Annotated in this window: 28 protein-coding genes and 3 pseudogenes; 17 read left to right on the top strand and 14 right to left on the bottom strand. The window is 61.9% G+C overall.

Features of this window, described 5'->3' with window-relative positions; all coding sequences use genetic code 11:
• Positions 1 to 12: 12 nt before the first annotated feature.
• From ACFQT0_RS04155 to ACFQT0_RS04145, 3 genes are all read left to right on the top strand, one after another.
• Positions 13 to 738 carry a T9SS type A sorting domain-containing protein gene (locus ACFQT0_RS04155; protein ID WP_380200623.1) on the top strand — a complete coding sequence of 242 codons (726 nt, stop codon included), beginning with the start codon at positions 13 to 15 and terminating at the stop codon, positions 736 to 738.
• Positions 739 to 1,053: 315 nt separating this feature from the next.
• Positions 1,054 to 1,704 carry a porin family protein gene (locus ACFQT0_RS04150; RefSeq protein ID WP_380200621.1) on the top strand — a complete coding sequence of 217 codons (651 nt, stop codon included), beginning with the start codon at positions 1,054 to 1,056 and terminating at the stop codon, positions 1,702 to 1,704.
• Complete coding sequence (locus ACFQT0_RS04145; protein WP_380200619.1) at positions 1,664 to 1,819, top strand: hypothetical protein; 156 nt, start codon at positions 1,664 to 1,666, stop codon at positions 1,817 to 1,819. The genes ACFQT0_RS04150 and ACFQT0_RS04145 overlap by 41 nt, the downstream gene beginning before the upstream one ends.
• Before the next feature lie 299 nt (positions 1,820 to 2,118).
• Here the strand turns inward: ACFQT0_RS04145 and ACFQT0_RS04140 are convergent, their stop codons facing one another.
• Both ACFQT0_RS04140 and ACFQT0_RS04135 read right to left on the bottom strand, forming a co-directional pair.
• On the bottom strand, positions 2,119 to 3,231 hold the full coding sequence (locus ACFQT0_RS04140; RefSeq protein WP_380200617.1) for a vWA domain-containing protein: 1,113 nt from the start codon (positions 3,229 to 3,231) through the stop codon (positions 2,119 to 2,121).
• Positions 3,232 to 3,248: 17 nt separating this feature from the next.
• Entirely contained in the window at positions 3,249 to 4,073 is an 825-nt protein-coding gene (locus ACFQT0_RS04135) for a von Willebrand factor type A domain-containing protein (protein WP_380200615.1), read from the bottom strand.
• A 102-nt stretch (positions 4,074 to 4,175) separates the two neighbouring features.
• Between ACFQT0_RS04135 and ACFQT0_RS04130 the strand changes: the two genes are divergently transcribed.
• From ACFQT0_RS04130 to ACFQT0_RS04120, 3 genes are all read left to right on the top strand, one after another.
• Positions 4,176 to 4,868: an RNA polymerase sigma factor gene (locus tag ACFQT0_RS04130; RefSeq protein ID WP_380200611.1), complete on the top strand. Its 693-nt coding sequence runs from the start codon at positions 4,176 to 4,178 to the stop codon at positions 4,866 to 4,868.
• The gene (locus ACFQT0_RS04125) at positions 4,855 to 6,066 is read left to right on the top strand and encodes an energy transducer TonB (RefSeq protein ID WP_380200609.1); all 1,212 of its coding nucleotides are present in this window, start codon (positions 4,855 to 4,857) and stop codon (positions 6,064 to 6,066) included. The genes ACFQT0_RS04130 and ACFQT0_RS04125 overlap by 14 nt, the downstream gene beginning before the upstream one ends.
• 441 nt (positions 6,067 to 6,507) lie before the next feature.
• On the top strand, positions 6,508 to 7,800 hold the full coding sequence (locus ACFQT0_RS04120; RefSeq protein ID WP_380200607.1) for a S8 family serine peptidase: 1,293 nt from the start codon (positions 6,508 to 6,510) through the stop codon (positions 7,798 to 7,800).
• 310 nt (positions 7,801 to 8,110) lie between these two features.
• Here ACFQT0_RS04120 and ACFQT0_RS04115 read toward each other — a convergent pair whose 3' ends face one another.
• The 6 genes from ACFQT0_RS04115 to ACFQT0_RS04085 all read right to left on the bottom strand — a co-directional run bounded on the left by ACFQT0_RS04115 (position 8,111) and on the right by ACFQT0_RS04085 (position 13,580).
• Positions 8,111 to 9,178, bottom strand: coding sequence for a proline iminopeptidase-family hydrolase (locus tag ACFQT0_RS04115; RefSeq protein WP_380200605.1), 1,068 nt, complete (start codon positions 9,176 to 9,178; stop codon positions 8,111 to 8,113).
• The gene (locus ACFQT0_RS04110; protein WP_380200603.1) at positions 9,138 to 10,577 is read right to left on the bottom strand and encodes a dipeptidase; all 1,440 of its coding nucleotides are present in this window, start codon (positions 10,575 to 10,577) and stop codon (positions 9,138 to 9,140) included. The genes ACFQT0_RS04115 and ACFQT0_RS04110 overlap by 41 nt, the downstream gene beginning before the upstream one ends.
• A 29-nt stretch (positions 10,578 to 10,606) precedes the next feature.
• Entirely contained in the window at positions 10,607 to 11,764 is a 1,158-nt protein-coding gene (locus ACFQT0_RS31520) for a M28 family peptidase (protein WP_449272038.1), read from the bottom strand.
• 117 nt (positions 11,765 to 11,881) lie between these two features.
• Complete coding sequence (locus tag ACFQT0_RS04095; protein ID WP_380200601.1) at positions 11,882 to 12,364, bottom strand: PA domain-containing protein; 483 nt, start codon at positions 12,362 to 12,364, stop codon at positions 11,882 to 11,884.
• 51 nt (positions 12,365 to 12,415) lie between these two features.
• Positions 12,416 to 12,904: a hypothetical protein gene (locus ACFQT0_RS04090; protein WP_380200599.1), complete on the bottom strand. Its 489-nt coding sequence runs from the start codon at positions 12,902 to 12,904 to the stop codon at positions 12,416 to 12,418.
• 295 nt (positions 12,905 to 13,199) lie between these two features.
• Positions 13,200 to 13,580, bottom strand: coding sequence for a dodecin family protein (locus ACFQT0_RS04085; protein ID WP_071885820.1), 381 nt, complete (start codon positions 13,578 to 13,580; stop codon positions 13,200 to 13,202).
• Between the two features lie 213 nt (positions 13,581 to 13,793).
• Between ACFQT0_RS04085 and fumC the strand changes: the two are divergent.
• The 7 genes and pseudogenes from fumC (at position 13,794) to ACFQT0_RS04050 (ending at position 18,243) form a co-directional block, all read left to right on the top strand.
• Positions 13,794 to 15,189 (top strand): annotated as a pseudogene (fumC, locus tag ACFQT0_RS04080) (class II fumarate hydratase).
• A 194-nt stretch (positions 15,190 to 15,383) separates the two neighbouring features.
• Positions 15,384 to 15,713 (top strand): annotated as a pseudogene (locus ACFQT0_RS04075) (GNAT family N-acetyltransferase); the annotation flags it as partial.
• A 64-nt stretch (positions 15,714 to 15,777) separates the two neighbouring features.
• The gene (locus tag ACFQT0_RS04070) at positions 15,778 to 15,978 is read left to right on the top strand and encodes a GNAT family N-acetyltransferase (protein ID WP_380206149.1); all 201 of its coding nucleotides are present in this window, start codon (positions 15,778 to 15,780) and stop codon (positions 15,976 to 15,978) included.
• Positions 15,971 to 16,378, top strand: a complete 408-nt coding sequence (locus ACFQT0_RS04065; RefSeq protein ID WP_380205904.1) for a diacylglycerol kinase family protein — start codon at positions 15,971 to 15,973, stop codon at positions 16,376 to 16,378. The genes ACFQT0_RS04070 and ACFQT0_RS04065 overlap by 8 nt, the downstream gene beginning before the upstream one ends.
• A 95-nt stretch (positions 16,379 to 16,473) precedes the next feature.
• A complete protein-coding gene (locus ACFQT0_RS04060; RefSeq protein ID WP_380200596.1) occupies positions 16,474 to 16,932 on the top strand; it encodes a DUF6970 domain-containing protein in 459 nt (152 codons plus the stop codon).
• A 105-nt stretch (positions 16,933 to 17,037) separates the two neighbouring features.
• Complete coding sequence (locus tag ACFQT0_RS04055; protein WP_380200594.1) at positions 17,038 to 17,535, top strand: DinB family protein; 498 nt, start codon at positions 17,038 to 17,040, stop codon at positions 17,533 to 17,535.
• An 87-nt stretch (positions 17,536 to 17,622) separates the two neighbouring features.
• Positions 17,623 to 18,243 carry a thioredoxin family protein gene (locus ACFQT0_RS04050; RefSeq protein ID WP_380200592.1) on the top strand — a complete coding sequence of 207 codons (621 nt, stop codon included), beginning with the start codon at positions 17,623 to 17,625 and terminating at the stop codon, positions 18,241 to 18,243.
• Positions 18,244 to 18,447: 204 nt separating this feature from the next.
• Here the strand turns inward: ACFQT0_RS04050 and ACFQT0_RS04045 are convergent, their stop codons facing one another.
• From ACFQT0_RS04045 to ACFQT0_RS04030, 4 genes are all read right to left on the bottom strand, one after another.
• Positions 18,448 to 19,167, bottom strand: coding sequence for a DUF4382 domain-containing protein (locus ACFQT0_RS04045; RefSeq protein WP_380200590.1), 720 nt, complete (start codon positions 19,165 to 19,167; stop codon positions 18,448 to 18,450).
• A 119-nt stretch (positions 19,168 to 19,286) separates the two neighbouring features.
• Entirely contained in the window at positions 19,287 to 20,384 is a 1,098-nt protein-coding gene (locus ACFQT0_RS04040) for an AsmA-like C-terminal region-containing protein (protein ID WP_380200588.1), read from the bottom strand.
• Complete coding sequence (locus tag ACFQT0_RS04035) at positions 20,327 to 21,685, bottom strand: hypothetical protein (RefSeq protein WP_380200586.1); 1,359 nt, start codon at positions 21,683 to 21,685, stop codon at positions 20,327 to 20,329. The genes ACFQT0_RS04040 and ACFQT0_RS04035 overlap by 58 nt, the downstream gene beginning before the upstream one ends.
• A gap of 335 nt (positions 21,686 to 22,020) precedes the next feature.
• Complete coding sequence (locus tag ACFQT0_RS04030; protein ID WP_380200584.1) at positions 22,021 to 22,353, bottom strand: hypothetical protein; 333 nt, start codon at positions 22,351 to 22,353, stop codon at positions 22,021 to 22,023.
• Between the two features lie 418 nt (positions 22,354 to 22,771).
• Here ACFQT0_RS04030 and ACFQT0_RS04025 point away from each other — a divergent pair, with 418 nt between their 5' ends.
• Entirely contained in the window at positions 22,772 to 23,782 is a 1,011-nt protein-coding gene (locus ACFQT0_RS04025; protein ID WP_380200582.1) for a PorP/SprF family type IX secretion system membrane protein, read from the top strand.
• A gap of 69 nt (positions 23,783 to 23,851) precedes the next feature.
• Positions 23,852 to 25,121 (top strand): annotated as a pseudogene (locus ACFQT0_RS04020) (SUMF1/EgtB/PvdO family nonheme iron enzyme).
• A gap of 76 nt (positions 25,122 to 25,197) precedes the next feature.
• Here the strand turns inward: ACFQT0_RS04020 and ACFQT0_RS04015 are convergent.
• Both ACFQT0_RS04015 and ACFQT0_RS04010 read right to left on the bottom strand, forming a co-directional pair.
• On the bottom strand, positions 25,198 to 25,311 hold the full coding sequence (locus ACFQT0_RS04015; RefSeq protein ID WP_380200580.1) for a phosphoribosyltransferase family protein: 114 nt from the start codon (positions 25,309 to 25,311) through the stop codon (positions 25,198 to 25,200).
• Positions 25,304 to 25,900 (bottom strand): ComF family protein, encoded by a 597-nt coding sequence (locus ACFQT0_RS04010; protein ID WP_380200578.1) that lies wholly within the window; start codon positions 25,898 to 25,900, stop codon positions 25,304 to 25,306. The genes ACFQT0_RS04015 and ACFQT0_RS04010 overlap by 8 nt, the downstream gene beginning before the upstream one ends.
• A gap of 182 nt (positions 25,901 to 26,082) precedes the next feature.
• Between ACFQT0_RS04010 and ACFQT0_RS04005 the strand changes: the two genes are divergently transcribed.
• On the top strand, positions 26,083 to 26,463 hold the full coding sequence (locus ACFQT0_RS04005; RefSeq protein ID WP_380200576.1) for a carboxymuconolactone decarboxylase family protein: 381 nt from the start codon (positions 26,083 to 26,085) through the stop codon (positions 26,461 to 26,463).
• Positions 26,460 to 26,768 (top strand): hypothetical protein, encoded by a 309-nt coding sequence (locus ACFQT0_RS04000; RefSeq protein WP_380200574.1) that lies wholly within the window; start codon positions 26,460 to 26,462, stop codon positions 26,766 to 26,768. The genes ACFQT0_RS04005 and ACFQT0_RS04000 overlap by 4 nt, the downstream gene beginning before the upstream one ends.
• Positions 26,769 to 26,859 lie beyond the last annotated feature (91 nt).

Here is a 26,859-nt window from a genome sequence, read left to right as displayed (position 1 = left end):
GCGGCCCAAACCGTGGTGGCCGCCTACGACCCCAACGCAATCGAAGTAAATTACCAACGCCTCACCCCGGCTCAGGTAGTGGCCCAGCAGCCCCTGGACTATACCATTCACTTCCAGAACCTAGGCACCGCGTCGGCCTTCACAGTAGTACTGAGCGACACGCTGGACTTCCCAAAATTGAACCCCGCCACCCTGGAACTCGTGGCACAGTCGCACAACTGCCTGTGGAGCCTCACCAGCACCGGCCCCAATACCGGCTTGCTCACTGTACGATTTTTGGACATTAATCTGCCTGAGCGCAATGTGGACGTCCTTCGCTCGCAAGGCTTCGTGCGGTTCCGGGTGCAGCCACGCCCTTCTCTGGTCTTGGGTGAGGTTATTCCCAACCGCGCCAGTATCGTGTTCGACTATAACGAAGCCATCCCCACCAACACGGCCACCACCACGGTGTTTCTGGCCACGGCCGCGCTGGCTCGGCACGCGGCTCCGGCCTGGGAGGCCTACCCCAACCCGGCCACCGATGCCATCACTGTAACCGCTGAGCTAGCTGCGGCCGGCTTGGTGCGCCTGGAACTGCTGGACGTGCTGGGCCGCGTCGTGCGCCAGCAAACCCTAACTGCTTCGGCAGGCCCATTGCGCCAAACCCTTGATTTGCGCGGCCTCGCGCCGGGCATGTACGTGTTGCGCATCACACCGCCTACTGGCCCTGCCACGAGCCGCCAAGTGGTGCGCGAATAGTTGCGGCGCCGCCCTGAACCCCGAGCCGGGCTGTCCTGAAAGGGATGGTCCGGCTTTTTTTGTGAAGCGTTTTGGTCGATTCCGTTTGGCTTCCAATAGGGAATTTGGGGGCGTTGGTCGGCACAGTTGACGTAGCCCAATTCTGGCCCGGACTTGCTGTTTCAGGTTTGGCACGGTTTTGTAATATACCCCTTCATCGGCTCAATAATCCGGCGCTTAGCCCGGCACTCACGGAGCCTCTTTCTTTCACACTCATCCATCTTTTTGGACATGAAATTTTCACGCCTTTCGGGCGGCCTGGCCGCGGCTTGCCTTTTGATTTCTGCGGTTGCCACTACTGCTTCGGCCCAGGGCCCGCGCGATGCTTACGGCAATCCCAAAGCGGCACCTTCGCCCCGCACTTCGGCGCCGACGCGCCGGGCGCCGGTTAGCAGCCAGTCTACTTACTCGGCTCCGGCCAGCGCCAACTCCGGCGTGCGCTTCGGCTTCCGCGGCGGCCTGAACCTGTCCGACGTGCAGGGCGATGCCGTGAAGAGCTTCACCGACTTGGCCGGCTACGCTCCCGAGGGCACGATTACCCGCGAGATGCGCCCGGGCTTTTATGCCGGCGTGTACGCCACGCTGCCCCTGGGGCCCGGCTTCGCTATTGAGCCCGGCGTTTCCTACTCGGAAAAAGGCACCGTGCTGCGCGGCAAAGTGCCCGTGCCGGCCCTCGATTTCCTGAACACCAACCTTACCGGTACGGCCCGGCTTGCTTATGTGGACGTGCCGGTACTGGCCAAGGTCTTTGTAACGCCCGGCTTCTACCTCTACGCCGGCCCGCAGGCCTCGTTCCTGGTCAGCGGCAAGGCCCGGGTGGAAGCCGGCGCCCTGGGCTACACGGCCTACAAGCAGGATTTCGACATCGCCAACCAGCCTGCGCAAAGTGGACTTCTCGGCCGTGGGCGGTTTGGGCTACCAGTTTGAAAACGGTCTCGGCTTGAGCGCGGGCTACGACTACGGCCTTTCCTCCCTGGATTCCGGCAACCGCTTCGACGCCCAGAACCGGGTGATTAAAGTCGGCGCAAATTTCTCCTTCTAAGCTGGTTATCAGCCATTATTCCCCTTCTATCCTATCCCATTTATTGCTCGGGCGACTATCCCAATTATAACACTAAAAAAGGCCCCACCGCTGCAACGGTGGGGCCTTTTTGGGTCTGGAGAACTTGTATTTCGTCGTTAACGTGGCCAGTCATGTCGAGCGCAGCCGAGACATCTCGCGTGGGGTAGTAATCCAGTCGATTGAGTGTTAGTGCCCCACGCGAGATGTCTCGGCTGCGCTCGACATGACTTTCTTTATCTGCCTTAGTTATTACCGCACTCCTACCTCGGCGCTGCCGCTCAGGCCCTGGGCGAGGCGCACGAGGCGCACCAGGCTCGGCCCGGTAGCCGTCGGGGTCGGTGCCGCGGGCGCCGTTGGCCAGCCTGCTCGGTAGCGGCCCAGGTGGCGCTGCCGCGCTGCTCACTTTGGCGCAGCAACATGCCGAATTGAGCCACCGCGGCGGCAAAGCGGAAGTCGGGCGTGGCGCTGGCAATGGCCGTGGGTGGGCCGGCAAGGGTTTGGGCCAGGAGCTTGCTGCTGTTGCCCTGCGGCTCTTTGTAGCGCAGCTTCACGGTCAGCACTTCGCTTTGGGGGTTGGGCTGGCCGGGCGAGGCTGCGGGGCTGGTTTGGTACTTAAGGTTGTCGATGAGCGGCTGGGGGCTGCCCACGGGCACAATTTCGTAGAGGGCCGTGACGGTGTGGCCCGCGCCGAGCTCGCCGGCATCCTTGCGGTCGTTGTTGAAGTCCTCGGCTTCGAGCAGGCGGTTTTCGTAGCCCACGAGGCGGTAGTTGGCCACGCGGGCGGGGTTGAACTCCACCTGCAGCTTCACGTCTTTGGCCAAGGTGAAGAGCGTGCCGCCGAATTGAGCCACCAATACCCGGCCGGCCTCGTCGAGGTTGTCGAGGTAGGCGTAGTTGCCGTTGCCTTTGTCGGCCAGGGTTTCCATGCGGGCGTCGCGCAGGTTGCCGCGCCCGCAGCCCAGCACCGTGAGAAACACGCCGCTTTCGCGCTGGTCCACAATGAGCTGCTCCATGGCCTGGTCGCTGCTTTCGCCCACGTTGAAGTCGCCGTCGGTGGCGAGTATGACGCGGTTGTTGCCCTCTTTATTGAAGCGTTGCATGGCCGTGGCATACGCCAGCCGCAGGCCCGCCCCGCCCGCCGTGGAGCCGCCCGCCTGCAGCCGGTTGATGGCATGGAGGATAACCTGCGGCTGCGAGCCGGAGGTGGGCGGCAGCACGAGGCCGGCCGCGCCGGCGTAGGCTACCAGAGCCACGTGGTCCTGGGGCCGGAGCTGCTTTACCAGCAGCTTGAGGCCGGCTTTCACCAGCGGCAGCTTGTCGTCCTGGTCCATGGAGCCCGACACGTCGACCAGAAAGACCAGGTTGGCGGGCGGCAGGCTGGCCAGCTCCACCTTGCGGGCCTGAATGCCTATGCGCGCCAGGCTGGTGGGCCGGGTTCCAGGGGCACACGGCCAGGCTCGGTGCTGATGCGCACGGGGTCGGGAGAGGTGGCGGGCGGCGCGGCGTAGTCGTAGCGGAAGTAGTTCAGCATTTCTTCCACCCGCACGGCGTCGCGCGGGGGCAGCTGGCCTTCGTTGAGGAAGCGGCGCACGTTGGTATAAGACGCGTTGTCCACGTCGAGCGCGAAGGTGCTCAGCGGTGCCTGCTTCACGGTTTGGAAGGTGTTTTCCTTGACGTGGGCGTAGGTATCGCCGGCGCCGGCCTCTTCCTGAGCCGGATATAGCACTCCCGCCACCTGCTTGTCATAGGCAGTTACCGCAGGGCTTTGCTGCGCTCCTCTGATGCGGACGCCTTGTGTCCGACCTGCCAGCCGGGCGCTGACGCTGCCGGTTATCGTGCGCGCGGCCCCTCGCAGGCCATAACCCGTCACCACCACCTCGTTGAGCTGCTTCGTATCGGGGGCGAGTGCCACATCCAGCACGCGCAGGGAACCCACCGGGCGCTCTACCGTGACATATCCGATGCTGGAAAACACCAGCCTGGCCTGAGCCGCATTGGGCACCAGCAGGTTGTAGAAGCCATTGGCGTCGGTAGATACGCCGATGGTGGTACCCTTCACGAGCACCGTGGTGCCCGGAATGGGCTGGCCGGTGCCTTTTTCGCGCACAGTGCCGCGCACCTGACGGTTGGCCACGGTATCCTGCGGGGCAGCAGTGATGGGGGATGGTTGGGCCAAAGCCGTTTGGGCCGGAGCCAGCAGCGCGAGCAGCGCCGGAAGCAAGAGGTTTTTCATGGCAGCAGGGGTTGAGGTGCGTATGGCTAGTTGATGCGGGCCGCCGCTGGATTGCACATACGCCCTCAAAAATTCTGGGCCCCGCGCTATCTTCCCAGCCCAATGTTCTTTCGCCGCTCCTCGCCGTCTACCGCCCTGCCGGGTACGACGCCGCTCTCCGACCAGGAGCTGCTGGCCCGCTACCGCCAGCGCGGCGACGTGGCCGACCTGGGCGTGCTCTACGACCGGTACCTGCCCGAAGCCTTTGCCGTGTGCCGCCGCTACCTCGCCCCGCCCGACGAAGATGCCCAGGATGCCGTGATGCAGCTCTTTGAGCACCTCGTAAAAGCCCTGCGCACCCACACGCCCGACAACTTTCCCGCCTGGCTGCACACCACCGCCCGCAACCACTGCCTGATGCAGCTGCGCGCCCGCAAGCGCGCCGGCCCCAGCGCCGGGCCGCTTATTCTCACCTTTCCCGACGCCGCCGATGTGGAAACTGCCGGCGCCCGGCATCTGCAGGATGAAGTAGCCGCTGCCGCCGAGGCCGAAGACGCCGAAGCCCGCCTGCAAAGCGTGGAAGCGGCCCTGGCTCAACTGCCGCCGGCCCAACGCCGTTGCCTCGAATTATTTTACCTCGAAAAGAAGTGCTACCGCGACATCGCCACCGAAACCGGCCTGGAGCTGAACCTGGTGCGCAGCCACCTGCAAAACGGCAAGCGCATGCTGCGCCGCCGCCTGGAGCCGCCCGCGCCCTTGGCCCCGCCCAAGTCCTCGCCTTCCGCTTCTAACAATCCCCTGCATGTTGCCCGCTGACTCGCCTTTTGCCCCGCTGCCCGCGCCTGGTCCCCACCCGGCCACGGCGGAGCTGCGCGCGTACGCAGCCGGCGCCCTGCCCCCGGCCGAGGAGCATCGCATTGAGGCGCACACGCTGGACTGCGAGCGCTGTGCCGACCTCGTAGCTGGGTTTTCGATGAGCGACGCTGCCATAACCGAACAGGCCGTCGCGGACCTGCGCACCCGCCTGCAAACGCGGGTCGGCGGGCCCGAAGTGGAGCCGACCGGTACCAAGTGGGCGTGGCCCCGGCTCGCGGCCGCGGCTGCCCTGCTGGGCGTAGTGGCAAGTGGCCTGTGGGTTTGGGAACAGCGCGAGACGCCCGCCGTGGCTACAGTCGCTCGCCAGGAAATACCCCAGCAACCCACCCCTGCTGCACCGCCAGCCGCTCCGGAACCGGCAGTCCAAGCCTCACCTCCTCTTGAAACAACTGCTGCCACGGCTACGGTGGCGGAAGCAGAAACGGAGCCAGCCAAAGCCAGCTATGCCGTTGCCACGCCGCCCGCAGGGCGTCGGGCGCGGCCGATGCGTTCAGCGCGCCAGTCGGCTGTTTACGACAAACGCCTGGAAGTACCCGATATGGATGCGGCTACTGACCTCGCTGCTACTGCCGAGGCCGCGGAAACCCAGGAAACCAGCCGAATGGCCGTGGCTTCTCCTAAGGCCAAAGCCAGTATGGCCATTAAGGAGGCAGCTGCTCCGGTGCCTGCGCCAGACCACCAAGTGTTGGCTGAAGAAGTAGCTATTACTGCCCCGGATAGCGCTGCCGCTCCAAACACGGCCGGGTTGAGCCGCGTAGCTCAGGACAAAATCCGGGCATTAGCGGCGCCGGCTCTTGGCAATGCTACGGCGGCCCGGGTGGCGGCCACGCCCATGCCGGCCGGGCCATCCATTGGTCCCGCTCCGGTGGGCGGCACCGGGGCACTGCGCGACTATATCCGCAAGCAGGCCCTGGAGTTTGTGCCCGAAGACGGGGCACGGCCCCTCTCCGGGGTGGTGCGCATCAAGTTCGTGGTGGGGGCCGATGGCAAGTTGAGCAACCTGAAAGTAACCCGGGGCCTGCGCGGCGACTATGACGCCGAAGCCCTGCGCATTGTGTGCGAAGGCCCGGCCTGGCAGCCGGGAGTGTCGGCCGGGCGGCGGGCGCCGCTGCCCATGGAAGTATCAGTGCCGTTCTAAGGCTAAGCCACCCTTCTGACTAGCTGGCCCGCTCCGGAAATCCCGGGATGGGCCAGCTTTTTTATGCCCGTTTGGCAGCGGGAAGTGTCCCTCAGCCCGCGCTTTTTACTGGCCAAAGCACGTCTGCTATTGCCGATTATTCGGGCATAATAGTTTTACAATAACTCGTCCTTTTAGGGTCTGAAAATATAACAAATTTGAGTTTATATGGCAGCCGTAGAGGGAAATCATTTTTAATTGGCCTTTGGGGAATCATTCCTTTAGGTGACGAGTTTGGCAGCCCAACAACGAAAGAAGTGCTACCATTTCGTTATTTATGGTATTTATTTAAGATTTTTTGGCCTGTTCATTTTTCAACTCAATTGTAGATTTATTGGTCCAAGCAATCTTTCCACCGCTCAGCTTCTAACTCAAAAATTTAATTATTTCTTTTTTCAGAACATGAACAAACCCACTCTAAACATTCGCCTCGCTTCCTGGGTCCTGAGCGGCTCGCTGGTAGCCTCCTCGGCCGTATTCATGGGCTGCTCACGCGAAGAAGTTGAGCCATCGAACCCCACCGCGGCAACCGCGGCCGCCGACGCCAAGGCCGACGGCGCTGATGTGATTCCCGGCCAGTACATCGTGGTGCTGAAAGATGGCGCCGTGGAAACCGCGCCCTCGGACAGCTACGAGGAGAAAGTAAAGAAAGTGAAGGCTTCGGCCCAGGGCTTGCTCCGCGGCCGTGGCCTGAGCTCCGAGGCGGTAGGCCAGGCCTACGGCCATGTTCTGAAAGGCTTTGCCGCCAAGCTGACCCCCAAGGAAGCGGCCGAGCTGGCTAAAGACGAGCAGGTGAGCTACGTAGAGGCTGACCGCATTGTGGCCCTGGTGAAGCCCGTGAGAGGCCCCAAGAGCCCTGCCCCCGCTCCTACTGAGCCCGCTCCGGCTCCCACGCCTACCCCAACACCGGCACCTACGGACCCAAGCATTGTGTACCAGCCTGTTCCCTACGGCGTGGCCCGGGTGGGCAGCGGCGATGGCACCGGCAAAACCGCCTGGGTTATCGACACGGGCATCGACCTGAACCACCCCGACCTGAACGTGGACGCAGCGCGCAGCCGCTCGTTCCTGACTGGGGACGCTTCGGCTGAGGACGGCAACGGCCACGGCACCCACGTAGCCGGCACCATCGCCGCCAAAAACAACACCTTCGGCGTGGTAGGCGTAGCCGCCAATGCCTTTGTGGTAGCGGTGCGCGTGCTGGACGCCAGCGGCAGCGGCAGTTCCTCGGGCGTAATCGCCGGCATCGATTACGTTAGCGCCAACGGCCGCGCCGGCGACGTGGCCAACATGAGCCTTGGTGGCGGTGCCTCGCAGGCCCTCGACGACGCCGTTCTTAATGCTTCGAACAAAGGCATCCTCTTCGCCCTGGCTGCCGGCAACAGCAGCGCCAACGCCGCTACTTCCTCGCCGGCCCGCGTGAATGGCCCGAACGTATTCACCATCTCGGCCATGGACAGCAACGATACCTGGGCGTCGTTCTCGAACTTCGGCAACCCGCCTATCGATTACTGCATGCCCGGCGTGTACATCAACTCTACGTGGATTAACGACGGCTACAACACCATCAGCGGCACCTCGATGGCTACGCCCCACATGGCCGGCGTGCTCCTGCTGCGCGGCAAGTCCTTCACTACCAGCGGCAGCGTGCGCAACGACCCGGACGGCACGGCCGACCAGATTGCCCACCTGTAAGGCATTGGCCTAACCAGTTTCAACAGTAAAAAGGCAGCCCAATCAGGCTGCCTTTTTTGTTGGGCTAAAAGTTATTGAAAGCCAATAGAACGGTCATGCTGAGCACAGCGAACTGAAGGTCGCCGTAGGCAAGCATCTTTACCGCGCAAGTAAACCCAACCGTCTGTCATGCTGAGCCTGCGAAGCATCTTATCGCCGCTGAACGAATCGTTGCGGCGGGATAAGATGCTTCGCAGGCTCAGCATGACAAGAGTCGCGGTAGAGGTGCTGCGCTCTGCAGGACTGTCGGTTTTAGCCCAAGTGCCGCTAGCTACAGGGTAGCGCCAGCTTTGAACGTCCCTTCGTTCACCGATTTCAGGAATTTTATCAAGCCGGTGAAATAGGTTTGCTGGTCGTCGTAGAGGCTCATGTGGCTGCCGTTGGGGCAGATGAGGGCGTTGCCATTCTTCACTTTCTGGGCAATCATGCGCATGTGCTCGGGGTCCATGGTGTCGTACTTGCCGCCGATGGAAAGTACCGGCACGGTGAGCTTGGGCAGGTCGGGGACACGGTCCCAGTTGGTGAGCTTGCCCGAGATACCGAACTCGCTGGGGCCCTGCATGGTGACGTAGAGCGATTGATTCATTTTGGCGAAGGAGCGGTTCACCGGCTCGGGCCACTCCGCCAGCGGCAGGCGCAGGATGTGCTCGGCGTAGAAATTGGGCATGAGCAGCTCCATGTAGCGCGGGTTGGCGAAGTCTTTCTTGGCTTCAATCTTCCGAACCTCGGCCAGCACTTCGGGCTTCATTTGCTTGGCCAGCACGTCCTGGGCGTATTTGCCGTAGGCGCGGCAGCTCATCATCATGTTGGAAATGATGAGACCCTTGAGGTTTTGCTGGTACTTGAAGGCGTATTCGGCCGCCAGAATGCCGCCCCAGGAATGGCCCAGCAGGTAGAAGTTGTCCTTGTTCAGGTTCAGGGCCTGGCGCACCTGCTCCACTTCTTCCACGAAGCGCGGCAAGCTCCACATGGCGGTATCCTTGGGGTTGTCGGAATTGCCGCAGCCGAGCTGGTCGTAGTAGATAAACTCGATGCCTTCCTTGGGCAGGAAGTTTTCCATGCACTCGAAATACTCGTGCGTGGCGCCCGGGCCGCCGTTGAGCAGCAGCACTTTAATCTTGGGGTTGTTGCCAAACGTCTTGGTCCAGACGTTGAACTTGCCCTTGGGCGTGGTAATGGGCACGACCCGCACGCCGCCGTCCTGAACGCCCGTTTCCGTGGGCGCGAAGTATGAGGCCACGGGGTTGCTGGCCGGGGTGGTGGTGTCGATTTCGCCGGGGCTTTTGGGCTGGTTGCAGCTAGTAAAGGGGGTGGCACTGAGCAGCAGCGCCGCAGCCACACGCAGGGAGTAAAAGAGCTTCATGGGCAAACAGAAAAAGGGGTGAAATGAAAGAAGGAGCGGAGGCAAAGCAGCTGGCAAATAGCTTGGCGGCGCTGGCGCCCGCAGTTATCGTCGCACGGAGAGCGGCGTGCTTTTGCCGCGTTCCACGGCGCGCATCACCCGGAACAGGTTGCCGCTCCAGATTTTGTTGAGGTCGTGGGCCGAGTAGCCCCGGCGTACCAGGCTCCAGGGTCAGGTTGGGGAAGTCGCCCACGTTGGCCAGGCCGTTGAGCACGGTGCCGCCGTCAAAGTCAGAGCCGATGCCCACATGGTCGATACCGGCGACTTGCACGAGGTGGTCGATTTGGTTCACGGCGTCCTGCACCGTGGCCAGCGGCACGGGAAGCTGCTTTTCCAGCTGCGCGTACTCGGCCAGGGCCTGCTGCTTTTCGGGAGCGGGCAGGGCATACACGTTGAGGGGATTTTTGATGTGGTATTTTGCAAGCAGCGCCTGCTCGGCGGCTTGCCGTTCGGCGGTTTTCACTTGCGTTTTCACGTAAGGACTGTACAAGTTGAGCTGCACTACGCCGCCCTTTTTAGCCAACGCCCGCACCATGTCGTCGGTCAGGTTGCGCGGCACGTCGCTCAAGGCCCGGCTGGCCGAGTGCGAGGCGATGACGGGCACCGTGGACAGCTTCAGCACATCGTAAAAAGTAGAATCCGAGGTATGCGACACATCCACCATGATGCCCAGGCGGTTCATTTCCTGCACCGCTTGCCGGCCCAACTGGCTCAACCCCTGGTACTCCGGCCCGGTGGGGTCCGTAGACGAGTCGCAGAGGTCGTTATTCGACGAATGACACAACGTGATGTAGCGGGCGCCCTGGTTGTAGTACGTCTGCAGCAGGCCCAGGTCCTGGCCGATGGTGTAGCCGTTCTCAATCCCAATAAAAACGGCCCGCTGGCCCGCCTTGCGCACGCGCAGCGCCTCGGCCGGCGTGGTAGCCAGGGCAAGCTCCGTGGGGTACTTCTTAATGGTGGCCGCAATGGCATCGAACTGCGCCTGCGCTTCCTGCCGGATGTTGGCGTAGCCGGCCGGCGTGCGGGGCCCTTGCCCTACGTACACCACCCAAAAAACCGCATCCAGGCCGCCCCGCTTCATTTTGGGCAGGTCGACCTGGCTGCCGTCTTGCAGGGTGTGGTCCTGGGCCAGGTCGAAGGCCGCATTAAGCAGGCTCTCGCTTGGCGTGTCTTCGTGCGAATCGACCGTGAACGCCCGCTCGTGAATGGCGCGGGCTTTGGCTTGGAGTTTGTCTTCCGATTTTTGAGCGGCTACCGGCTGCCCCGTAAGCGCCAGGCACAAGCCTAGATGCAACGGAAAGGCAGTGGCCCAGCGGACAGAAGCAAGCGTTTTCATCGACAGGAAGGGAGGGTTGAAGAAGGCAGTTAGCTCAATTTCCAGTTAGCCCAACTTATTGAGCTGGAGCCGGCGATGCCACGGCTGCCGCCCGGCTTACTTGAGCTGAAAAACGCTCTACGGCGGCTGCCGTGCGCTTTATCTGCTCGTCGGCTTCGGCCCACTTGCGCTCCTCCACGGCTTCGCGGATGCCGGGCAGCGTTTTCACGCCGTAGCCGGTGTAGAAGCCGGGGGCGTAAATCTGATGCTTGTACCAGGGGCGGCGGGGAGGCCCTCGGCGCTGAGCAGCTGCTGCTCGGCGTGGTAGAGCAGCTGGTCGAGCTCTTTTTGCGGTCGTTGGAGAGGGCGGTGTTGGCTTTGCGGGCCTGGGCGTAGGCCTGGGCGCTTTGTTCCAGCTTCACCAAAGCATTCTCCAGCGGCGCGAAGTTCAGGTAGGGCACTGCCTCGTGGGCTTTGGGTGGGAGCAGGGTTTCGGTGGGGTCGGCCACGGCTTCGTAGCGCTTCTCGGCCAGGAGCTTGGTTTGCTTTTCGGTGTCGGCGCGCATGTTGTCGGCCAGCTGCTTCACCTCGGTGCCGTACTTGGCCACGGTGTTGGAGAAGTTCTGGAACTCGAAGGGCAGCACGTCGGCGTTGGCCAGGCGCAGGGCGGCGCGGCCCATGGTCTGGGCCAGCACGATGCCGTAGGCAAAATTGGGGTCTTTGAAGCGGGTGAAGTGGTCGAAGGAATCGTAGATGGAGTGGTACTCGCCGCCCTCGCCTTCGCCGCCAAAGCCCACGTTCATCGACGGGATGCCCAGGTGCTGGATGTAGGGCGAGTAGTCGGAGCCGGCGCCGAGCGCGGCAATGCGCAGGTCGGCGCGGTCGCGGGCATCTTTCTGGGCTTCGGGGCTGCCATTCACCAAATCGAAGGCCCGGCGGCGCTCGTTGATGGACATGTTTTTCTCGGGGTCGATGACGTCCCGGCCCACCTGGTTGAAGAACTTCTCGAGCGTGTGCGAGCCGGCCGCATACAGGAAGCCCCGCTCGCTGTTGTCGGTGTTCAGGTAGGCCACCACGTTCTTTTGCAGCTGCTTGGCGTTGGTTTCGGCCCATTCGGTGGAGCCCAGCAGGCCGGGTTCTTCGCCGTCCCAGGCGCAGTACATGAGGGTGCGCTTGGGGCGCCAGCCGGTTTTGTACAGCTCGCTCACGGCCTGGGCTTCGGCCAGGCTCGGCCACCATGCCGCTGAGCGGGTCGCTGGCGCCGTTCACCCAGGCGTCGTGGTGGTTGCCGCGCATCACCCACTGGTCGGGGTACTGGCTGCCTTTCAGCGTGGCGATGACGTTGTAGACCGGCTCGGTTTTCCAGTTGAAGGCCAGCTGCAAGTGCACCTTGGCCGGACCCGGGCCCAGGTGGTAGGGGATGGGCAGCGCGCCACGCCAGGCATCGGGCGCCATGGGCCCGGCCAGGGCGGCGAGCAGGGGCTGGGCGTCGCCGTAGGAAATGGGCAAGACCGGAATTTGCGTGAGCGTGGGGGCTTTTTGTAGTCGAGGCGCTTGGCTTTTTTGGTCGAGCCGTAGCCGGGCGTGAGCGGGTCGCCGGGGTAGGTGGGCATGTCGAGCACCGAGCCGCGCTGGGCGCCGGTTTCGGGCTTGAAGGCGCCTTTGGGGTACACGTCGCCCTGGCCGTAGCCGTCGTCTTTGGGGTCGGAATAAATCAGGCAGCCGATGGCACCTTTTTCGGCGGCCACCTTGGGCTTGATGCCGCGCCAGGAGCCGCCGTACTTGGCGATGACAATTTTGCCCTTCACGCTGATGCCGCGGCGCTCCAGGCTCGTCGTAATCCTTGGGTACGCCGTAGTTCACAAACACCAGGCTCGGCCGTCACGTCGCCGTCTTTCGAGAAGGCGTTGTAGATGGGCAGGCTGCTCGCTGGCCTGGCCCGAGGTGGCGTCTTCGGTCAGCGGCTTTTCGGTGAGACTGGCCGTGTACTTGGTGGGCGCCACCAGCTCCAGCACGCGCAGCTTGGGCGTGGGAAACAGCACGTACGACACATCAATGCGCGTGTCGTAGCCCCAGGACTTGAACAGCCCGGCCATGAACTCGGCGTTGTCCTTGTCGTAGGGCGAGCCCACGTGGTGGGGGTGGGCGGCGAGGCGCTTCATCCAGTCGCGCAGGTTGTCGGCCTTGAGCCTGGGCGTCGAACTTAGTTTCGAGTGGTACTCGGCTGCCGCGGTGCCGGCATCAAACCCCAGCAGCGGCTTGGGCTCGGCGGGGGCGGTTTGGGCCGGGGCCGGGGAGCTGGCGAGCAGCCCGCCGGCCAGCAAAAGAGCGTAGCGTTTCAGCATCATGTTCTTTGCAGATTAATGGGGCCGGGCCATTCCGCCCAAGCGCCCGTGAAGTCCGCGAAAGGTAGCGCTAATCAGGTAGTTCCGGCAAACACAAAGCCACGCCCAGGCCGGAAACCTCACCCCGGCCCCTCTCCCTAGGAGAGGGGAGCCACGGCATACTTTTTAGCTCAATTCTTTAAAACCAAAAGTCCCACTCAATCTTGAACTGGGACTTTTGGTTTTGTTAACGTCAGGCTCCCCTCTCTTAGGGAGAGGGGCCGGGGGTGAGGTTCCCCAGGCGCGCATACTGGTTACTCTAGCCGCTGTAGCCGCCGCCGCTGGCGGGCTCGGTAGCGCTGCCGCCGGGCTCCACTTCACGGGGTAGTTCGGGCTCGGTTTTCAGGTGGACGTGGCTGTAGTCGGGGGCGCCGTTGCCGGCCGGGATGGGGGCTTCTTCCAGGGTGCGGTCGATGTCGGTGAGGTCCAGCGGCTCGGTGGGCGAGCCGAAGCTGACCTTGGCCGTGATGCGGTACTCCACAATGCGGTTGTCGCGCACTTTGCAGCTCTGGTCTTTGATGTAAATGGAAGAAATATTGGGCACCGTTGAGCTGAGCTGCTCGACGGCACGCTGCAGTGCATCCTCGAAGCTTTTCTCGGAAGACGCCAGGATTTCAATGACTTGTTTGATGGAACTCATGAGGCTAAAAGGGTAGGGGAGTGAGGATGGACGCAGGGAATGCAGCCGCAGCGGGCTGCGCTTCCTGCACAGTTTTTCTACTGTACGCAGCAAGCCAGGTGGCAGCTATTTTGGTTAGGGTAAAAGCTGCCGTGCGGCGCGGTGTACTTTTGCGCACGGCTTCGGCTATATCAGCTCATCCCTACGCTTCTACATCAACTTATCATCCCCCGCATGGATTTCCGCACCGAAAAGGACACCATGGGCACCGTGCAGGTGCCTGCCACCGCGTACTGGGGCGCCCAAACGCAGCGCTCCATCGAGAATTTCCCCATCGCTCAGGACATCAACAAGATGCCCAAGGAAATTATCGCCGCCTTCGCGTACCTGAAAAAAGCCGCGGCCTTCACCAACCGCGACGCCGGCGTACTGCCCGCCGACAAGGCCGAGCTCATTGGCAAGGTGTGCGACGAAATCCTGGCCGGCCAGCTCCCCGATTCGTTCCCGCTGGTGGTGTGGCAAACGGGCTCCGGCACGCAGAGCAACATGAACGTGAACGAGGTGATAGCCTACCGCGGCCACGTGCTGCAAGGCGGCAAGCTGAGCGACGAAAAGAAGGCCCTGGCGCCCAACGATGACGTGAACAAGAGCCAGAGTTCGAACGACACGTTCCCGACGGCCATGCACATCGCGGCCTACAAGATTCTGACGGAGACGACCATCCCCGGCATCGAGAAGCTGCGCGACGCGCTGAAAAAGAAGTCGGAAGACTTCATGCCCATCGTCAAAATCGGCCGCACCCACTTCATGGACGCCACGCCGCTCACCCTGGGCCAGGAGTTTTCGGGCTACGTTTCGCAGCTCGACCACGGCCTGCGCGCCATCAAGAACACGCTGGCCCACCTGAGCGAGCCTGGCCCTGGGCGGCACGGCCGTGGGCACGGGCATCAACACTCCGCCGAACTACTCGGTGAACGTGGCCAAGCACATTGCCGACCTCACCGGCCTGCCCTTTGTCACGGCCGAAAACAAGTTTGAGGCCCTGGCTGCGCACGACGCCATCGTGGAAGCCCACGGCGCCCTCAAAACGGTGGCCGTGAGCCTGATGAAAATTGCCAACGACATCCGCATGCTCAGCTCGGGCCCGCGTGCCGGCATCGGCGAAATCGACATCCCGGACAACGAGCCCGGCTCGAGCATCATGCCCGGCAAGGTGAACCCCACGCAGTGCGAAGCCATGACCATGGTGGCCGCCCAGGTAATGGGCAACGACGTGGCTATCACGGTAGGTGGCTCGATGGGCCATTTTGAGCTGAACGTGTTCAAGCCGATGATGATTTACAACTTCCTGCACTCGGCCCGCCTCATCGGCGACGTGTGTGTGAGCTTCACCGACAAGTGCGCCGTGGGCATCGAGCCCATCAAGGCCAACATCAAAAAGCACGTTGACAGCAGCCTGATGCTCGTGACGGCCCTCAACCCGCACATCGGCTACTACAAAGCCGCCGAAATTGCCCAGACCGCTCACAAAAATGGCTCAACTTTGAAGGAAACCGCCCTGAAACTGGGCTACGTGACCGAAGCCGAGTTCGACGAGTGGCTGAAGCCGGAGGAAATGGTGGGGCTGTAATGGCCTGCCCTTCGGCATAGTAAAAACAGGACGTCATGCTGAGCGTAGCCAAAGCATCTCGCGTGCAGTAGTAAACCATTCGAATGAGTTACTACCACACGCGAGATGCCTCGGCTACGCTCGGCATGACGTTTTTATTGGCTTGATGGTCTGCAACAGGCGGCTTTTCTTTTTCCCAGCATCTTTGCGCACCAATGGACTTCTCAGCTCACGTCGTTCTCGAAAACAACCGCGTCCGCCTGCGGCCGCTGGAAATCGGCGATTTCGAAGCCCTCAAAGCCGTGGCCTTCGACCCCGAACTCTGGCGCTACACCCTCACCCGCGCCGACGACGCGGTGAGTTTGGCAGCCTACGTGCGTCAGGCCCTCGAAGCCCGACAGCAGGGCCTGCGCTACCCCTTTGCCATCATCGACCGGCAAACCGGAGCCGTGGCCGGCAGCACCAGCTACTACAACGTAAGTGAGGCCGACCAGCGCCTGAGCATCGGCTACACCTGGGTGGGGCGCAAGTTCCAGCGCACGGGCCTGAACCGGGGTGCCAAGCACCTGCTGCTCAGCCACGCGTTCGGGCAGGCTGGGCTGCGAGCGGGTGGAGCTGGAAACCGACTCGCGCAACAGCAAGTCGCGCGAGGCCATGCGCCGCATGGGCGCTACCGAGGAAGGCGTCCTGCGCCACCACCGCCTCACGCAGGGCGGAATCCGGCGCGACACGGTCATTTTCAGCATCATCAAGCCGGAATGGTCGGAGCTGCGCCAGTCGGTTTTTCAGGAGTTTGAAGCCCGTGGTTGAGCCAGCCCAACCTGCTTCCGACCGGCTGCGGCCGCCCGACGGGCTCTGGCGCCGGCGCGTGGCCAGCTTCGGGCATGCCTTCCGGGGCGTGTGGGCCGCGCTGCGCTCCGAGGTGCACCTGCAGTTCCACGCCCTGGCCACGGTGGTGGTCATTGGGCTGGGCTTTTACTACGCCCTCACGCGGCTGGAATGGGCGCTGGTGGCGCTGGCCATCGCGGGCGTGTGGGCCACCGAGCTGGTAAATACCGCCATTGAAGCACTTACGGATTTGGCCTCGCCGGCTTATCACCCGCTGGCGGGCAAGGCCAAGGACGTGGCCGCCGGGGCCGTGCTTATTGCGGCGCTGGGCGCTGTAATAGTGGGGGCACTGGTGTTCGGGCCGAAGATTTTTAAGGCCTAATGCCGAGCTTAACCTGAACAATTGCCTGCGCAGGGCGTACCCATAGCCGGCCCGCCGGCTGTCGACGGGCCTTTCCCTTCCTTAATCTGATACCCATGCGTCTGCTCTCTTTTGCTATCCCTCTGCTGCTCGCCACGGCCTGCGCCCCCAAGCAGGTGAGCGTGACCAACCCCACCACGCCGCCCACCACCGGGCAGGTGAGCGGCCCGGCCACCCCCGCGCCCACCAGCGCCAACACCGTGGACCCCGTGCTGGCCCGCGTGCCCGAGTCCGACACCACGGCCCGCCCGCAGTGGCTCAAGCAGCGCATTGCGGCCGTGCTGGCCGAGCGCAAGCGCAACCCCATCACGCGCATCCTGCGCTACGACTACGGCGGGCACACGGTGTACTACATCTCGGCGCCGTGCTGCGACCAGTATTCCAACGTCTTCGATACCAAAGGCAAGCTGATTTGCCAGCCCGACGGCGGCATTACGGGCAAAGGCGACGGCAAATGCCCCGATTTCGAGAAAAATAAAACCAACGAAAAACTAGTGTGGCAAGACCCCCGATAACAAAATGAAGAATGAGGAATGAAGAGTGAGGAATTATGCCAGGAGGCTCCCCTCAGCACTCTTTGTTAATTCCTCATTCTTCATTCCTCATTCTTCATTACCATTATGAATACTCTAGAAAAACTCGGCGCTTTCAACGTGTGGGCCAATGCCACCGTACTCCAGCGCCTCGATGAAATAGCAGCCACCGGCCAGGAGATTCCCGCCGTGGCCCTGCGCCTGTTCAGCCACGTGCTCAACGCCCAGGCCATCTGGATTTCGCGCATCACCGGCACCACGAGCCCCGTGAAAGTGTGGCAGGAGCACGACCTGGCCGGCTGCCACGCCCTGCACGAGCGCACCTCCGAGCCCCTGCACCAGTTGATGGTGCACGCCGACGAAACCGAGCTACAGCGCCTGATTTCCTACACCAACTCGCTCGGCGACAGCTACGAGAGCCTGGTGCACGACATCCTGACCCACGCCGTGGTGCACGCCAGCTACCACCGCGCCCAGGTAGCCACCCGCCTGCGCGACCACGGCCTGGAGCCCGTCAACTCCGACTTCATTACCTACTGCCGGGAGCTGTCGGCGGCCGCGCGGCAAGCCGCGCCCAGCTTGTAGGTCAGCTCAATTTTTCAGCTCCAGAAAACCCTTTCGGTCCCGGAAGGGTTTTTTAATGCCTTTTCTCATGGAGGCCTTTATCCTTTTATGTCTGAAATAACTTCTTCGGCGCCGGTGCTGGACGCCGACCGCCTGCACAGCGCCTATACCTACGCCAGCTACCGCCACCACCTCGACCAGCTGATGGCGCACCACCGCACCACCGGCCCCAACCACACCGAGCAGATTATCCAGTACGCCCGGCTCAACATCCAGCGCATGCAGCGCCTGGACAAAACCATCCAATTGCTGCCCGAGCTGCAGGCGGCACTCCAGCAGCTCACCCAGCCCTATAAGTGGCTGGTCATCACGGAAGGCTGGTGCGGCGACGCGGCCCACCTGCTGCCCGTGATTGAAGCCATTGCCCAGGCCAGCCACGGCAAGCTCAGCACGCGCTACGTGCTGCGCGACGAAAACCTCGACCTGATGGACCGCTACCTTACCAACGGCGGGCGCTCCATACCCAAGCTCGTGGTGCTGCACGCCGATACGCTTACCGAAGCTGCCACCTGGGGCCCGCGCCCAGCGCCCGCCCAGGAGCTCTTCACACGCCTCAAGCAGGAAGCCGTGCCTTACGAGGACTTCGTGACCCAGCTCCACGGCTGGTACGCCATAGACCGCACCGTGAGTACCCAGCGCGAATTGCTGGCGCTGCTTCAGAGTCTGTAGTACGCTTCGATTCCATTTTTAACCACGAAAAAGCCCCAACCTCTCGCAAGGTTGGGGCTTTTTTAGGAGTGGAAAGGTTCGCTGCTTAGTTGAGCGAAGTCGTGCCCAGGTCCGTTACGTTGTCGTTGGTTACCACTACGCCGGTACGGGTCACGGCGCGGTAAGCGGTTTGGCCGGTAGGGGCAGTGGTGCTGGGGAAAAACTCTACGCGGTAAGTGCCCGCGGCGAGGCCGTTGAGTGGTACGCGCCCGACGCATCGGCCGAGGTGCTTACCGTGTCGGGGCCGAGGATGGTGGAACGGATGGCCAGAATCTGGGGCAGGGCCGCCGCCGGATTCACGGTGCCGCTGATGGCCGCGCGTAGGTCCTGGGCCACTACCCGAATCACGGGCTTAAGCAGGTAACGCTCTTTTTTGTCGTTGCCGGGCTTCCAGCTGCCGCGCTCCACAATGGACTTGGCCACGTCGAAGTCCAGCAGGAGCTGGAAGGTTTCGCGCTGGCGCAGGGTGGCTTTGTCGAGCTTCAGCTTCACGCCCGAAGTCTGGCCGCTGGGGGTTTTGAGGTCGTAGCGCTGGCCGTCGCGGCCGATGACGTAGCTGTCGGGACCCAGAATGAGGCGGATTTCCTTGAGGTCGCCGGGGGCAAAGTCCTCGCTCACGAGCAGCGCCGATTTGCCGTTCACGTACTCAAGCACGTTGAGGGTTTGCGGGGTGAAGGTCAGCATCTTCCAGCCGTCCGCGTCTTTTTCCTCTTTCAGGTGCACCTCAATTTGGCGCACGTCGAGCACCACGCTGCGGAAGTCGCCGGGGGCATCGGTCATGCGCACTTCTAGCTTGGACGTTTGGCCGCTGTCGGAATCTTTGGAGCAGCTGGCGAGGCCCAGCGCGGCGAGGCAGGCCAGGGGAAATAGACGGGTAAGCTTCATGAGGAAATGGATGGGAGAATAATTTGGGCGTGAAACGGCCCGGTCAACTGTTGAGTTGCCGGGCCGTTGCCTCATACCAAAAATACTGCCAGAAATATATATTCTAAACCCGACTGAGCCTACCGGCTTTTCTTGGCAGTGTCGGCCGGGGTGGTCTCGTCGGGCCTGGGCTCCACGGGCTTGGGCTTGGGCTTGGCCTTGGGCTTGCCAAACAGCGAGTTCAGGCCCTGGCCTACCTGGTCGCGCAGGCGCGCCTGGGCTTCCAATTTGGCTTTCTCAGTCGCAATGCGGGCTTTTTCCTCAGCAGTTTGGTCAGCGGCCGCATCGGTGCGCTTGGTGCTGTCCTGCTGGGCCTGCTTTTTCTGTGTGAGGCCGATGAGGGCGTCGGTGAGCTTGGTTTTCACCACGTTGGTCACAATGGCCTTGCCCTGGTCTTTCACGCTGCCGCTGGTAAGTTTCACCACGGGGCTGGTCACGGTGCCGCCAATGTTGAGGCCCAGCGTTACGCGCTCGGCGCCTTGAATGTCTTTCACGCCGGTGAGCTGCGTGAGCTTGCTGGTGAGGGCGCTGCCCAACTTGCCGGTGGGCACGTTCAGGGCCGTGACGTAGGCCAGCGCGCCGGCCAGGCTGTTGGAGCCGCCGATGGTCATCTTCACGTCGCCCACGGTCAGGTCGAAGGGCTGCACCACGAGGTTGCCGTTCACGATGTTGGCCTGAATCTCCTTGTTTACTACGAGCAGGGTTTTCAGCTCCGGCAGCGTGGTCAGGCTGGCAATCTTGCTCATCACTTCCGACTGGTTGATGGCGGCCTTTACCACGTCCACCACGCCCTTGCCCGTGAGGGTGGCCAGGTTGGGGAACATGTCGGGCCCCATCTCGCCGCTGAGCTTGAAGGAAGTGCCGAAGATGCCCTCCACTTGGCCGGCCAGCGGCACCAGCGTCTTGATGGTTTTGAAGGCCGAAAACGCGTTCTGGATGTCCAGGTTCTTGATGTTCAGCCCAAAGTCGAACTTGGGGTGCGCCAGGTTCTTGCTGCTGTAGCTGCCGGTGGTGCCAAAGCTGCCGCCCAGCGTGTTGAAGGTCATGCCGTTGAGCGTGGCCGTCTGGTCGCGCACGGTCACGGTGCCCTGGGCATTAATCAGCTTCAGGTTGTCGTAGGTCACGTTGTCGACGTGGCTGTTGAGCACCAGGTCAAAGTATTTGGGAATCTGCAGCACGCCGTCGGCCTTGGCAGGGCCCGGCCGCCGGTGGCCGTGGGCTTGGCCGATACCTCGTCCACCATCCACTCGTTCACGTTGAAATTGCGCGAGTTCACCGTCATGTTGCCCTTCAGCGACTGGCCCGGGGTGAAGAGGTAGCCCAGGTAGTTGCTGATGGTGCCAGTGGCGGCAAAGTCGGAGCTGCCAGCCGTGCCGTTGAGGCTCTGCACCGCAATCTGGTTGTTGTTGAAGGTGGCCGTGCCGCTGCTGATTTTTACGCCCTGCGGCAGGTCCTTGCTCTTGTAGGTCACGTTGCTGGCCTTCACCGTGCCGCTGGCCACCACGTTCTGGTAGCGGCCGGCTTCCACGTCGGCCATGTTGCCCTTGGCGGCGATGTTGCCGGCCACGCGGCCGGTCACGGTCATGCCCTCGAGCGGGAAAATCTTGGTGATTTTGGTCAGGTCCACCGTGCCGCGCACGTTGGTGTCGAACACCGGCTTGTCGATATTGTGGGCCGTGAGGCGGCCTTCCAGCGGCTCGCCCTCCAGCACCATCTTGAACTGGGGCAGGTTGATTTGGGTGTCGTTCACCTTGCCGGTGGTGTTCACCACGGTGCCGCTCAGGTTGATGTTTTCAATCGGGGCCGGAAACTTGGCCGACTTCACAAAGCCGTTGGTGAGGCGAATGGCGGCGTTCACCACCGGCATCTGGGTTTTGGAGTAGATGCCCCGGGCCGTGCCGTCGACGTACAGCTGCCCGCGCATGGCCAGGTCCTTCACCGGGTACACCTTCAGGGCCTCGGCCAAGTTCACGTTGGCTTTCACGCGGCCGTCTACCCGCATGGGCTCCAGGCCGTCGATGGTCACGTTGCCGTCCACGGGGTTGGGCCCCAGGTCGAGGTGAAACTGCGGGATGTTCACCTTCACGTTATTCGTATAGCCCGAGGGGTTATCCACCTGCATTTTCAGGTTGATGTTCTTGGCCGCCTGGGGCAGGTCGGGGTATTTGAACTGGCCGTTGGTCACGGCCAGGTTCACGCCGTAGCCGGGCATGTGCAAGTCGTTCTGCGTGCCCTTGTAGTAGCCATCGAAGGCCACCTTGCCGCTGGTTTCGATGTTCTTAAACTTATCGGTGTATGCACCCGGCACCAAGCTCAGCAAGGTTTTGAAATCGGTTTCCAGGGCTTTGAAAGTCAGGTCATAGGTAATATCCTGCTCGTTGGGCAAGCCAATGGCGCCGGCAAAGCTGAAAGGGAAATCGTTGAGCTTGATTTTGTTGTCCTTGAACGTGTAGAGGTTTTTGTTCAGGTCCATGTTCATGGTCACGTCGGCGTCGAGCCTGCTTGTCGGTCACGTAGGCCACGCCGTCGTAGGTCATGTCGAGGTCGGCAGCCGTGGTTTGCGACACCATGTCGAACACGTTGCTTTCAAAGTCGCCGCTGCCGCTGTGGTTTACGCCGGTAGCTTGCATGGCGAAGGGCAAACTCAGGTCTTCGTAGCGCAGGCGGCCGTCGGTCATCTTCCAGCCCTTGATGGCCAGGTGCACCTGGCTGGTATCCTGCCCCTTGGCCGCGGCAGCCGAGTCCGAAATCACCACGTCCCAGTTGGCCAGGCCGCTTTTCAGCCGGCGCAAACTCAGATTGGGCCGTTCCAGCTCAATCGACTTGATGTCGACCTCGCCGCCGCGCACCACGCTCATCACGTCGAGTCCCACCCGCAGGTTGGGCAGGTACGCCAGCGTGTCGCGGCTGAACGAGTCCAGCCCAATCACGCGCAGGCTCGCGGATGTTCACCGTCATGTCCGGGAAGGAGCCGAGCAAGCTCACGTCGATATTGGCGGGGTCGTACTGCACCTGGGCCCGCACCCGCTGCGCAATCTGCCTGTCGGCCAGGGCCCGCAGCTTGCCCTTAAACAGCACCGGCGCCAGGGCCAAAGCCGCTACCAGCACCACCAAAAACACGACAACACCCAACAGAATTTTCCGCATAACAAAAGGCAATTAGTTATTCCCAACGAAGCCAGAGCCGGCAAATCAGCGCTTTCTTGGGGTAGCACGTTCAAAATCAAGCCAAAAGCCACCGGCTCAAAGCCACTGCTGAACAAAGCTCCCACCGCCGGTTCGCGGGAGCTCTTACTGCAACGTTATAAATACAATATTAGCGCTATACCCCAGCGGCGCCCGCCGGCCCGGCACTGCCGGCTAGCGGCCCAACCGGCCAACTGCCTTACAGGAAGGCTGGTCCCTGAACCCCGCCTGGGCCGAAAGGTGCTCCACACGCGAGAACCCGATGCCCAAGCCGCGCTGTACCAGGCCGTACCTTCGCGCTGCCGGCCGCACTAAACCGCGTTTCGGCGGCGTTACGCCGGATACTATGCCAGTGCTTTCCTTCACGTTGCGCGTCAGAATGCGGCTCGGCCTTGCAGCGGGCCTGCTCCTGGGTGCAGTCCCCGTGGCGCGTGGCCAGGACGTTTTTTCGCAGCCGTTTGCGACCCGGCTGCACACCAATCCCGCCTTCACCGGCTTGGTCGACGACTACGGTGTCACGTTGAGCTACCGCAACCAGTTTCCCAGCCTGGCCGGCTCCTTCGTGAGCACCCAGGCAGCCGCCGACGTGCGCTTCGATAAGCCCGGCCAGCACCACGCCGTAGGCCTGCTGCTCAACCAGGACCGCGCCGGTTCGGTGGGCTACACCCGCCTGGAAGTGGGCGCACTTTACGCCTACCACACCCGCCTCACCGAGCGGCTGGCCTTGAGTGGCGGGCTGCGGGCGAGCTACGGCCGGCAACGCGTCGGATATGACAATTTCGTGTTTGGCGACCAGCTGACGGAAGATGGCAGCGTAGTGGGTCCTTCGGCTGAGTCTCTGAACTTTCCGCCCGCAAACTACCTTAGCCTCGGCACCGGCGCGGTGCTGTATTCGGAGCAGGGCTGGCTGAGTCTGGCCGGGCAACACCTGAATCAGCCCAACTTGGGTTTTCAGAAGCAGGGCCAACTTCCTATATTGTTATCGCTTTCGGGCGGCTATAAATTATTCATTATCAAACCATCGGCCGGAATCGCAACCCAGGAAGTCAGCTTCACGCCCGTGGCGGCCTACTCGCGGCAGGGCGGTTCGCAGCGCACCGAAACTGGCATGTATTTCGCAGCGTCGCCCGTTACGCTGGGCGCAGTGTACCGCAATATTTTTTCACCTAGTAACGTTGGGGCTCAGCACGTCCTGGCGATTGTGGCGGGCATCCAAGCGGGAGGCCTGCGCGTCGGCTACAGCTACGATGTGGGCCTGAGCCCGCTGAGTGCCGATTTGGGCGGTGCGCACGAGCTAACGGTGGGCTTGTACGCATTTGACCGAATAGAAAATGCCTATCGTCGCCTAAAAAGACGTGTTTACCCGACAGCCCCTTGTCCGGCATTCTAATTTTTTGTACTATTGTGTCCTAATTACCCTAGCTAACCCCTGCTCCCTCATACTCATTTTAACTTTGTTATGAATTTAACTAATTATCTACGCTTGGCCGTAGTGGGCCTCGTGACCTTAGCCAGCTGTGGCAAAGGCGGACCTCCCACTGCTTCGAAGCCGGGTAAGTATTCCTCTACTACGGGTATAGAATACAACACCGAGAAGGGAATGGCAGTCGCCAACTTCAAGAAAGTACCCGAAGGTCCGGGCCTGATTTTCATTGAAGGCGGCCGTACGGTATTGGGCTCGCAGTCGGAAGACGTGACCATGACGCACGACAACATCGAGCGCACGGTAACCATCGCCTCGTTCTACATGGACGAAGCCGAGGTGGCCAACATTCACTGGCTGGAATATCTGCACTTCATCCGCACCGACTCCGCGGAAGAATTTTATCAGTCTGCCCTGCCCGACACCACCGTGTGGGCCCGCGACCTGTCTTTCAACGACCCTTACGTAACGTACTACTTGCGTTACCCCGGCTTCCGCTACTTCCCCGTGGTGGGTGTGAGCTGGCTGCAGGCCGACGACTATTGCACCTGGCGTACGGCCCAGGTAAACCAGCGCCTCGCTGGCGAGGATAGCGGCGATAGCAAGTCCACCAAAAAGAAAGGCGGCATTTTTGGCCGCAAGAAAGACAAGGCTGCTGATGCCGGCGCCGAAGGTACTGCTACCGCTGCCAACGGCGGCAACCCCAACGTTTCCATCGAGAAAGGCAACGTACTGCCGAATTACCGCCTCCCCACCGAGGCCGAGTGGGAGTATGCTGCTCAGGCGCTCGTAGGCACCCAGGAAGTGGGCAACGAGAACCAGGAAGAGAAGCGCATTTACCCTTGGGATGGCAAAACCACCCGCAACGCCTACGGCAAGAAGATGGGCCAGTTCCTGGCTAACTTCAAGCGGGGCCGCGGCGACTACGCCGGCATCGCCGGTAGCCTGAACGACGGCGCTATGATTACCGAGTACATCTACTCGTACCCCCAACGACTACGGCCTCTACAACATGGCCGGCAACGTGAACGAGTGGGTGCAGGACGTGTACCGCCCCCTCTCGTACCAGGACGTGGAAGACCTGAACCCCTTCCGTCGCAACGGCGTGGCTGACCCCGCCGACAAATACGACAAGAAAGGCTACCAGTCGCTGATTGACGACCACGTACGTGTGTACAAAGGCGGTTCGTGGCGCGACGTGGCCTACTGGCTCTCGCCCGGCACCCGTCGCTTCATGGACGAGGATTCGGCCACGGCTACCATCGGTTTCCGCTGCGCAATGATTAACGCTGGCTCGAACAAGTAATCCTTACTTCGAGACTAACACAAAAAGGCCGCTTCCGGAGGGAAAGCGGCCTTTTTCGTTTTGAAGGGATGCGTTTCTAGCGGTCAGCGTAGGCAATGGTGGCGATGCTGATTTCGGCAGCGCCGGCAGCCAGCAGTGCGGCGCCACAGGCTTCGAGCGTGGCGCCCGTGGTCAGCACGTCGTCAACCACGAGAATGCGCAGACCTAGCAGGCTCGGTGGGGTTTTCAACTTCAAATACCGTGGCGACGTTTTCCCAGCGCTGGGCGCGGTTTTTCTGGGTTTGGGTGCTGGTGTGGGTGGTGCGGCGCAGAGCCGTGGCGTTGCTGGACAATTGCAGGCCTTCGGCGAGGCCGTTAGCAAAGGCAGCGGCTTGGTTGTAGCCGCGCTTGGCCTGCTTGCGCGGGTGCAGCGGCACGGGCACGATGAGGTCGAAGTCGGCGGCCAGGCCGGCGGTGCGCAGCTCGGCGCCGTAAAGTTGGCCCAATGCCGTGCCGACGTCGCGCTGCCCCTGGTACTTGAGCTCGTGCAGCAGGTTTTGCACCCGGCCGTGGCGCACGAAGCGCAGGTAGCTCAAGGTGTGGCGCACGGGCAGCTTGCCCCAGAAGCGCCGACCGATGGGGTTCTGCTCGGGCGGCAGCAGGTGGAAATCGGTGTAGGGCAATTCGGCCCGGCAGCCGGTGCACAGGTGGTTTTCGCCCGTCATCAGCGGCTCGCGGCAGGCCAGGCACAGGCGCGGGAAAATCAGGCCCACAAAATCACCCCAAAGGGAACGCAGCATGGTAGGAGGGAAGGGCGAGGTTTTGGGAAGTAATTTTGGAGGAGCAATGTAGTTGGAATTAGAACGTCATGCAGAGCGCAGCGAAACATCTTTACTGCGTAAGTAAATGATTTTAACTACTGCGGTAAAGATTCTTCGCTGCGCTCTGCATGACGTTCCCTTATCTCGTACACACCCTTATTATGTCTCAAGTAACCGAATTCAACGAGTATCGCCAGCGGATGAATGAAACCATCATGGCGGCCGACAACAAGGTCATCAAGCGGTTTTTCAACCTCGACACCAATACGTACGCGCCCGGCGCCATCGACGTAAAAACCAAGGAGATGCTCGGCCTGGCCTGCTCCATGGTGCTGCGCTGCGACGACTGCATCAAGTACCACCTCGGCAAGTGCTTCGAGGAGAAGCTCACCGACGAGGAGATTTACGAGGTGTTTGCCATTGCCAACATCATCGGCGGCAGCATCGTGATTCCGCACTTCCGCCGCGCGGTGGAGTACTGGGAAATCCTCAAGATGGAGGCCGTAGCACCCGCGCCACCCCACGCCGAGCACGCGGTATGAGCGAGGACCTGAACCCCGCCGAAAACCACGAATCGGAAGCCGACTTCGAGTCCCGTTGGGAAACCCTGATGCAGGAGATGGAGGCCCGCTTCGGCAAGCGGCCCGACCTGAACGCGCTGTTGCTGCTCATCGGCATCCAGGAGCTGAACCAGGGCATCACCACGTTCACCAAAGAGCAAAAGCAGGACCTGATGCACATCGCCACCTGCCGGCTCTTCAGCCTCAGCGGCCACTACGAGCCTCGAGCGCGTGGACGAGGACGGCTGGCCCCACTACAAGCTGCTACGCCCCGTGCCCTTCGCTAACCTGAAGGAGCAGGAACGGATGCTCAAATGGCACGTGCTGGAGTATTTCATGCTGGACCCGGGAGACGAATTATAAGTTACATAGAACGTC

The organism is Hymenobacter humi (genome assembly GCF_042665855.1).
Taxonomy (GTDB): Bacteria; Bacteroidota; Bacteroidia; order Cytophagales; family Hymenobacteraceae; genus Hymenobacter; species Hymenobacter humi.
Note: the sequence above shows the minus strand (reverse complement) of the source record. Positions and strands in the feature narration are given on the sequence as shown.

Excerpts from the sequence above, each read along its gene's own strand:
- ACFQT0_RS04050 (WP_380200592.1), top strand. The coding sequence starts at position 17,623 with ATGTCTGAAATAACTTCTTCGGCGCCGGTGCTGGACGCCGACCGCCTG.
- ACFQT0_RS04030 (WP_380200584.1), bottom strand. The coding sequence starts at position 22,353 with ATGCGGAAAATTCTGTTGGGTGTTGTCGTGTTTTTGGTGGTGCTGGTA.
- ACFQT0_RS04120 (WP_380200607.1), top strand. The coding sequence starts at position 6,508 with ATGAACAAACCCACTCTAAACATTCGCCTCGCTTCCTGGGTCCTGAGC.
- ACFQT0_RS04125 (WP_380200609.1), top strand. The coding sequence starts at position 4,855 with ATGTTGCCCGCTGACTCGCCTTTTGCCCCGCTGCCCGCGCCTGGTCCC.
- ACFQT0_RS04110 (WP_380200603.1), bottom strand. The coding sequence starts at position 10,577 with ATGAAAACGCTTGCTTCTGTCCGCTGGGCCACTGCCTTTCCGTTGCAT.
- ACFQT0_RS04090 (WP_380200599.1), bottom strand. The coding sequence starts at position 12,904 with ATGATGCTGAAACGCTACGCTCTTTTGCTGGCCGGCGGGCTGCTCGCC.
- ACFQT0_RS04060 (WP_380200596.1), top strand. The coding sequence starts at position 16,474 with ATGCGTCTGCTCTCTTTTGCTATCCCTCTGCTGCTCGCCACGGCCTGC.
- ACFQT0_RS04005 (WP_380200576.1), top strand. The coding sequence starts at position 26,083 with ATGTCTCAAGTAACCGAATTCAACGAGTATCGCCAGCGGATGAATGAA.
- ACFQT0_RS04000 (WP_380200574.1), top strand. The coding sequence starts at position 26,460 with ATGAGCGAGGACCTGAACCCCGCCGAAAACCACGAATCGGAAGCCGAC.
- ACFQT0_RS04035 (WP_380200586.1), bottom strand. The coding sequence starts at position 21,685 with ATGAACATGGACCTGAACAAAAACCTCTACACGTTCAAGGACAACAAA.
- ACFQT0_RS04010 (WP_380200578.1), bottom strand. The coding sequence starts at position 25,900 with ATGCTGCGTTCCCTTTGGGGTGATTTTGTGGGCCTGATTTTCCCGCGC.
- ACFQT0_RS04135 (WP_380200615.1), bottom strand. The coding sequence starts at position 4,073 with ATGAAAAACCTCTTGCTTCCGGCGCTGCTCGCGCTGCTGGCTCCGGCC.
- ACFQT0_RS04055 (WP_380200594.1), top strand. The coding sequence starts at position 17,038 with ATGAATACTCTAGAAAAACTCGGCGCTTTCAACGTGTGGGCCAATGCC.
- ACFQT0_RS04085 (WP_071885820.1), bottom strand. The coding sequence starts at position 13,580 with ATGAGTTCCATCAAACAAGTCATTGAAATCCTGGCGTCTTCCGAGAAA.
- ACFQT0_RS04025 (WP_380200582.1), top strand. The coding sequence starts at position 22,772 with ATGCGGCTCGGCCTTGCAGCGGGCCTGCTCCTGGGTGCAGTCCCCGTG.
- ACFQT0_RS04045 (WP_380200590.1), bottom strand. The coding sequence starts at position 19,167 with ATGAAGCTTACCCGTCTATTTCCCCTGGCCTGCCTCGCCGCGCTGGGC.
- ACFQT0_RS04130 (WP_380200611.1), top strand. The coding sequence starts at position 4,176 with ATGTTCTTTCGCCGCTCCTCGCCGTCTACCGCCCTGCCGGGTACGACG.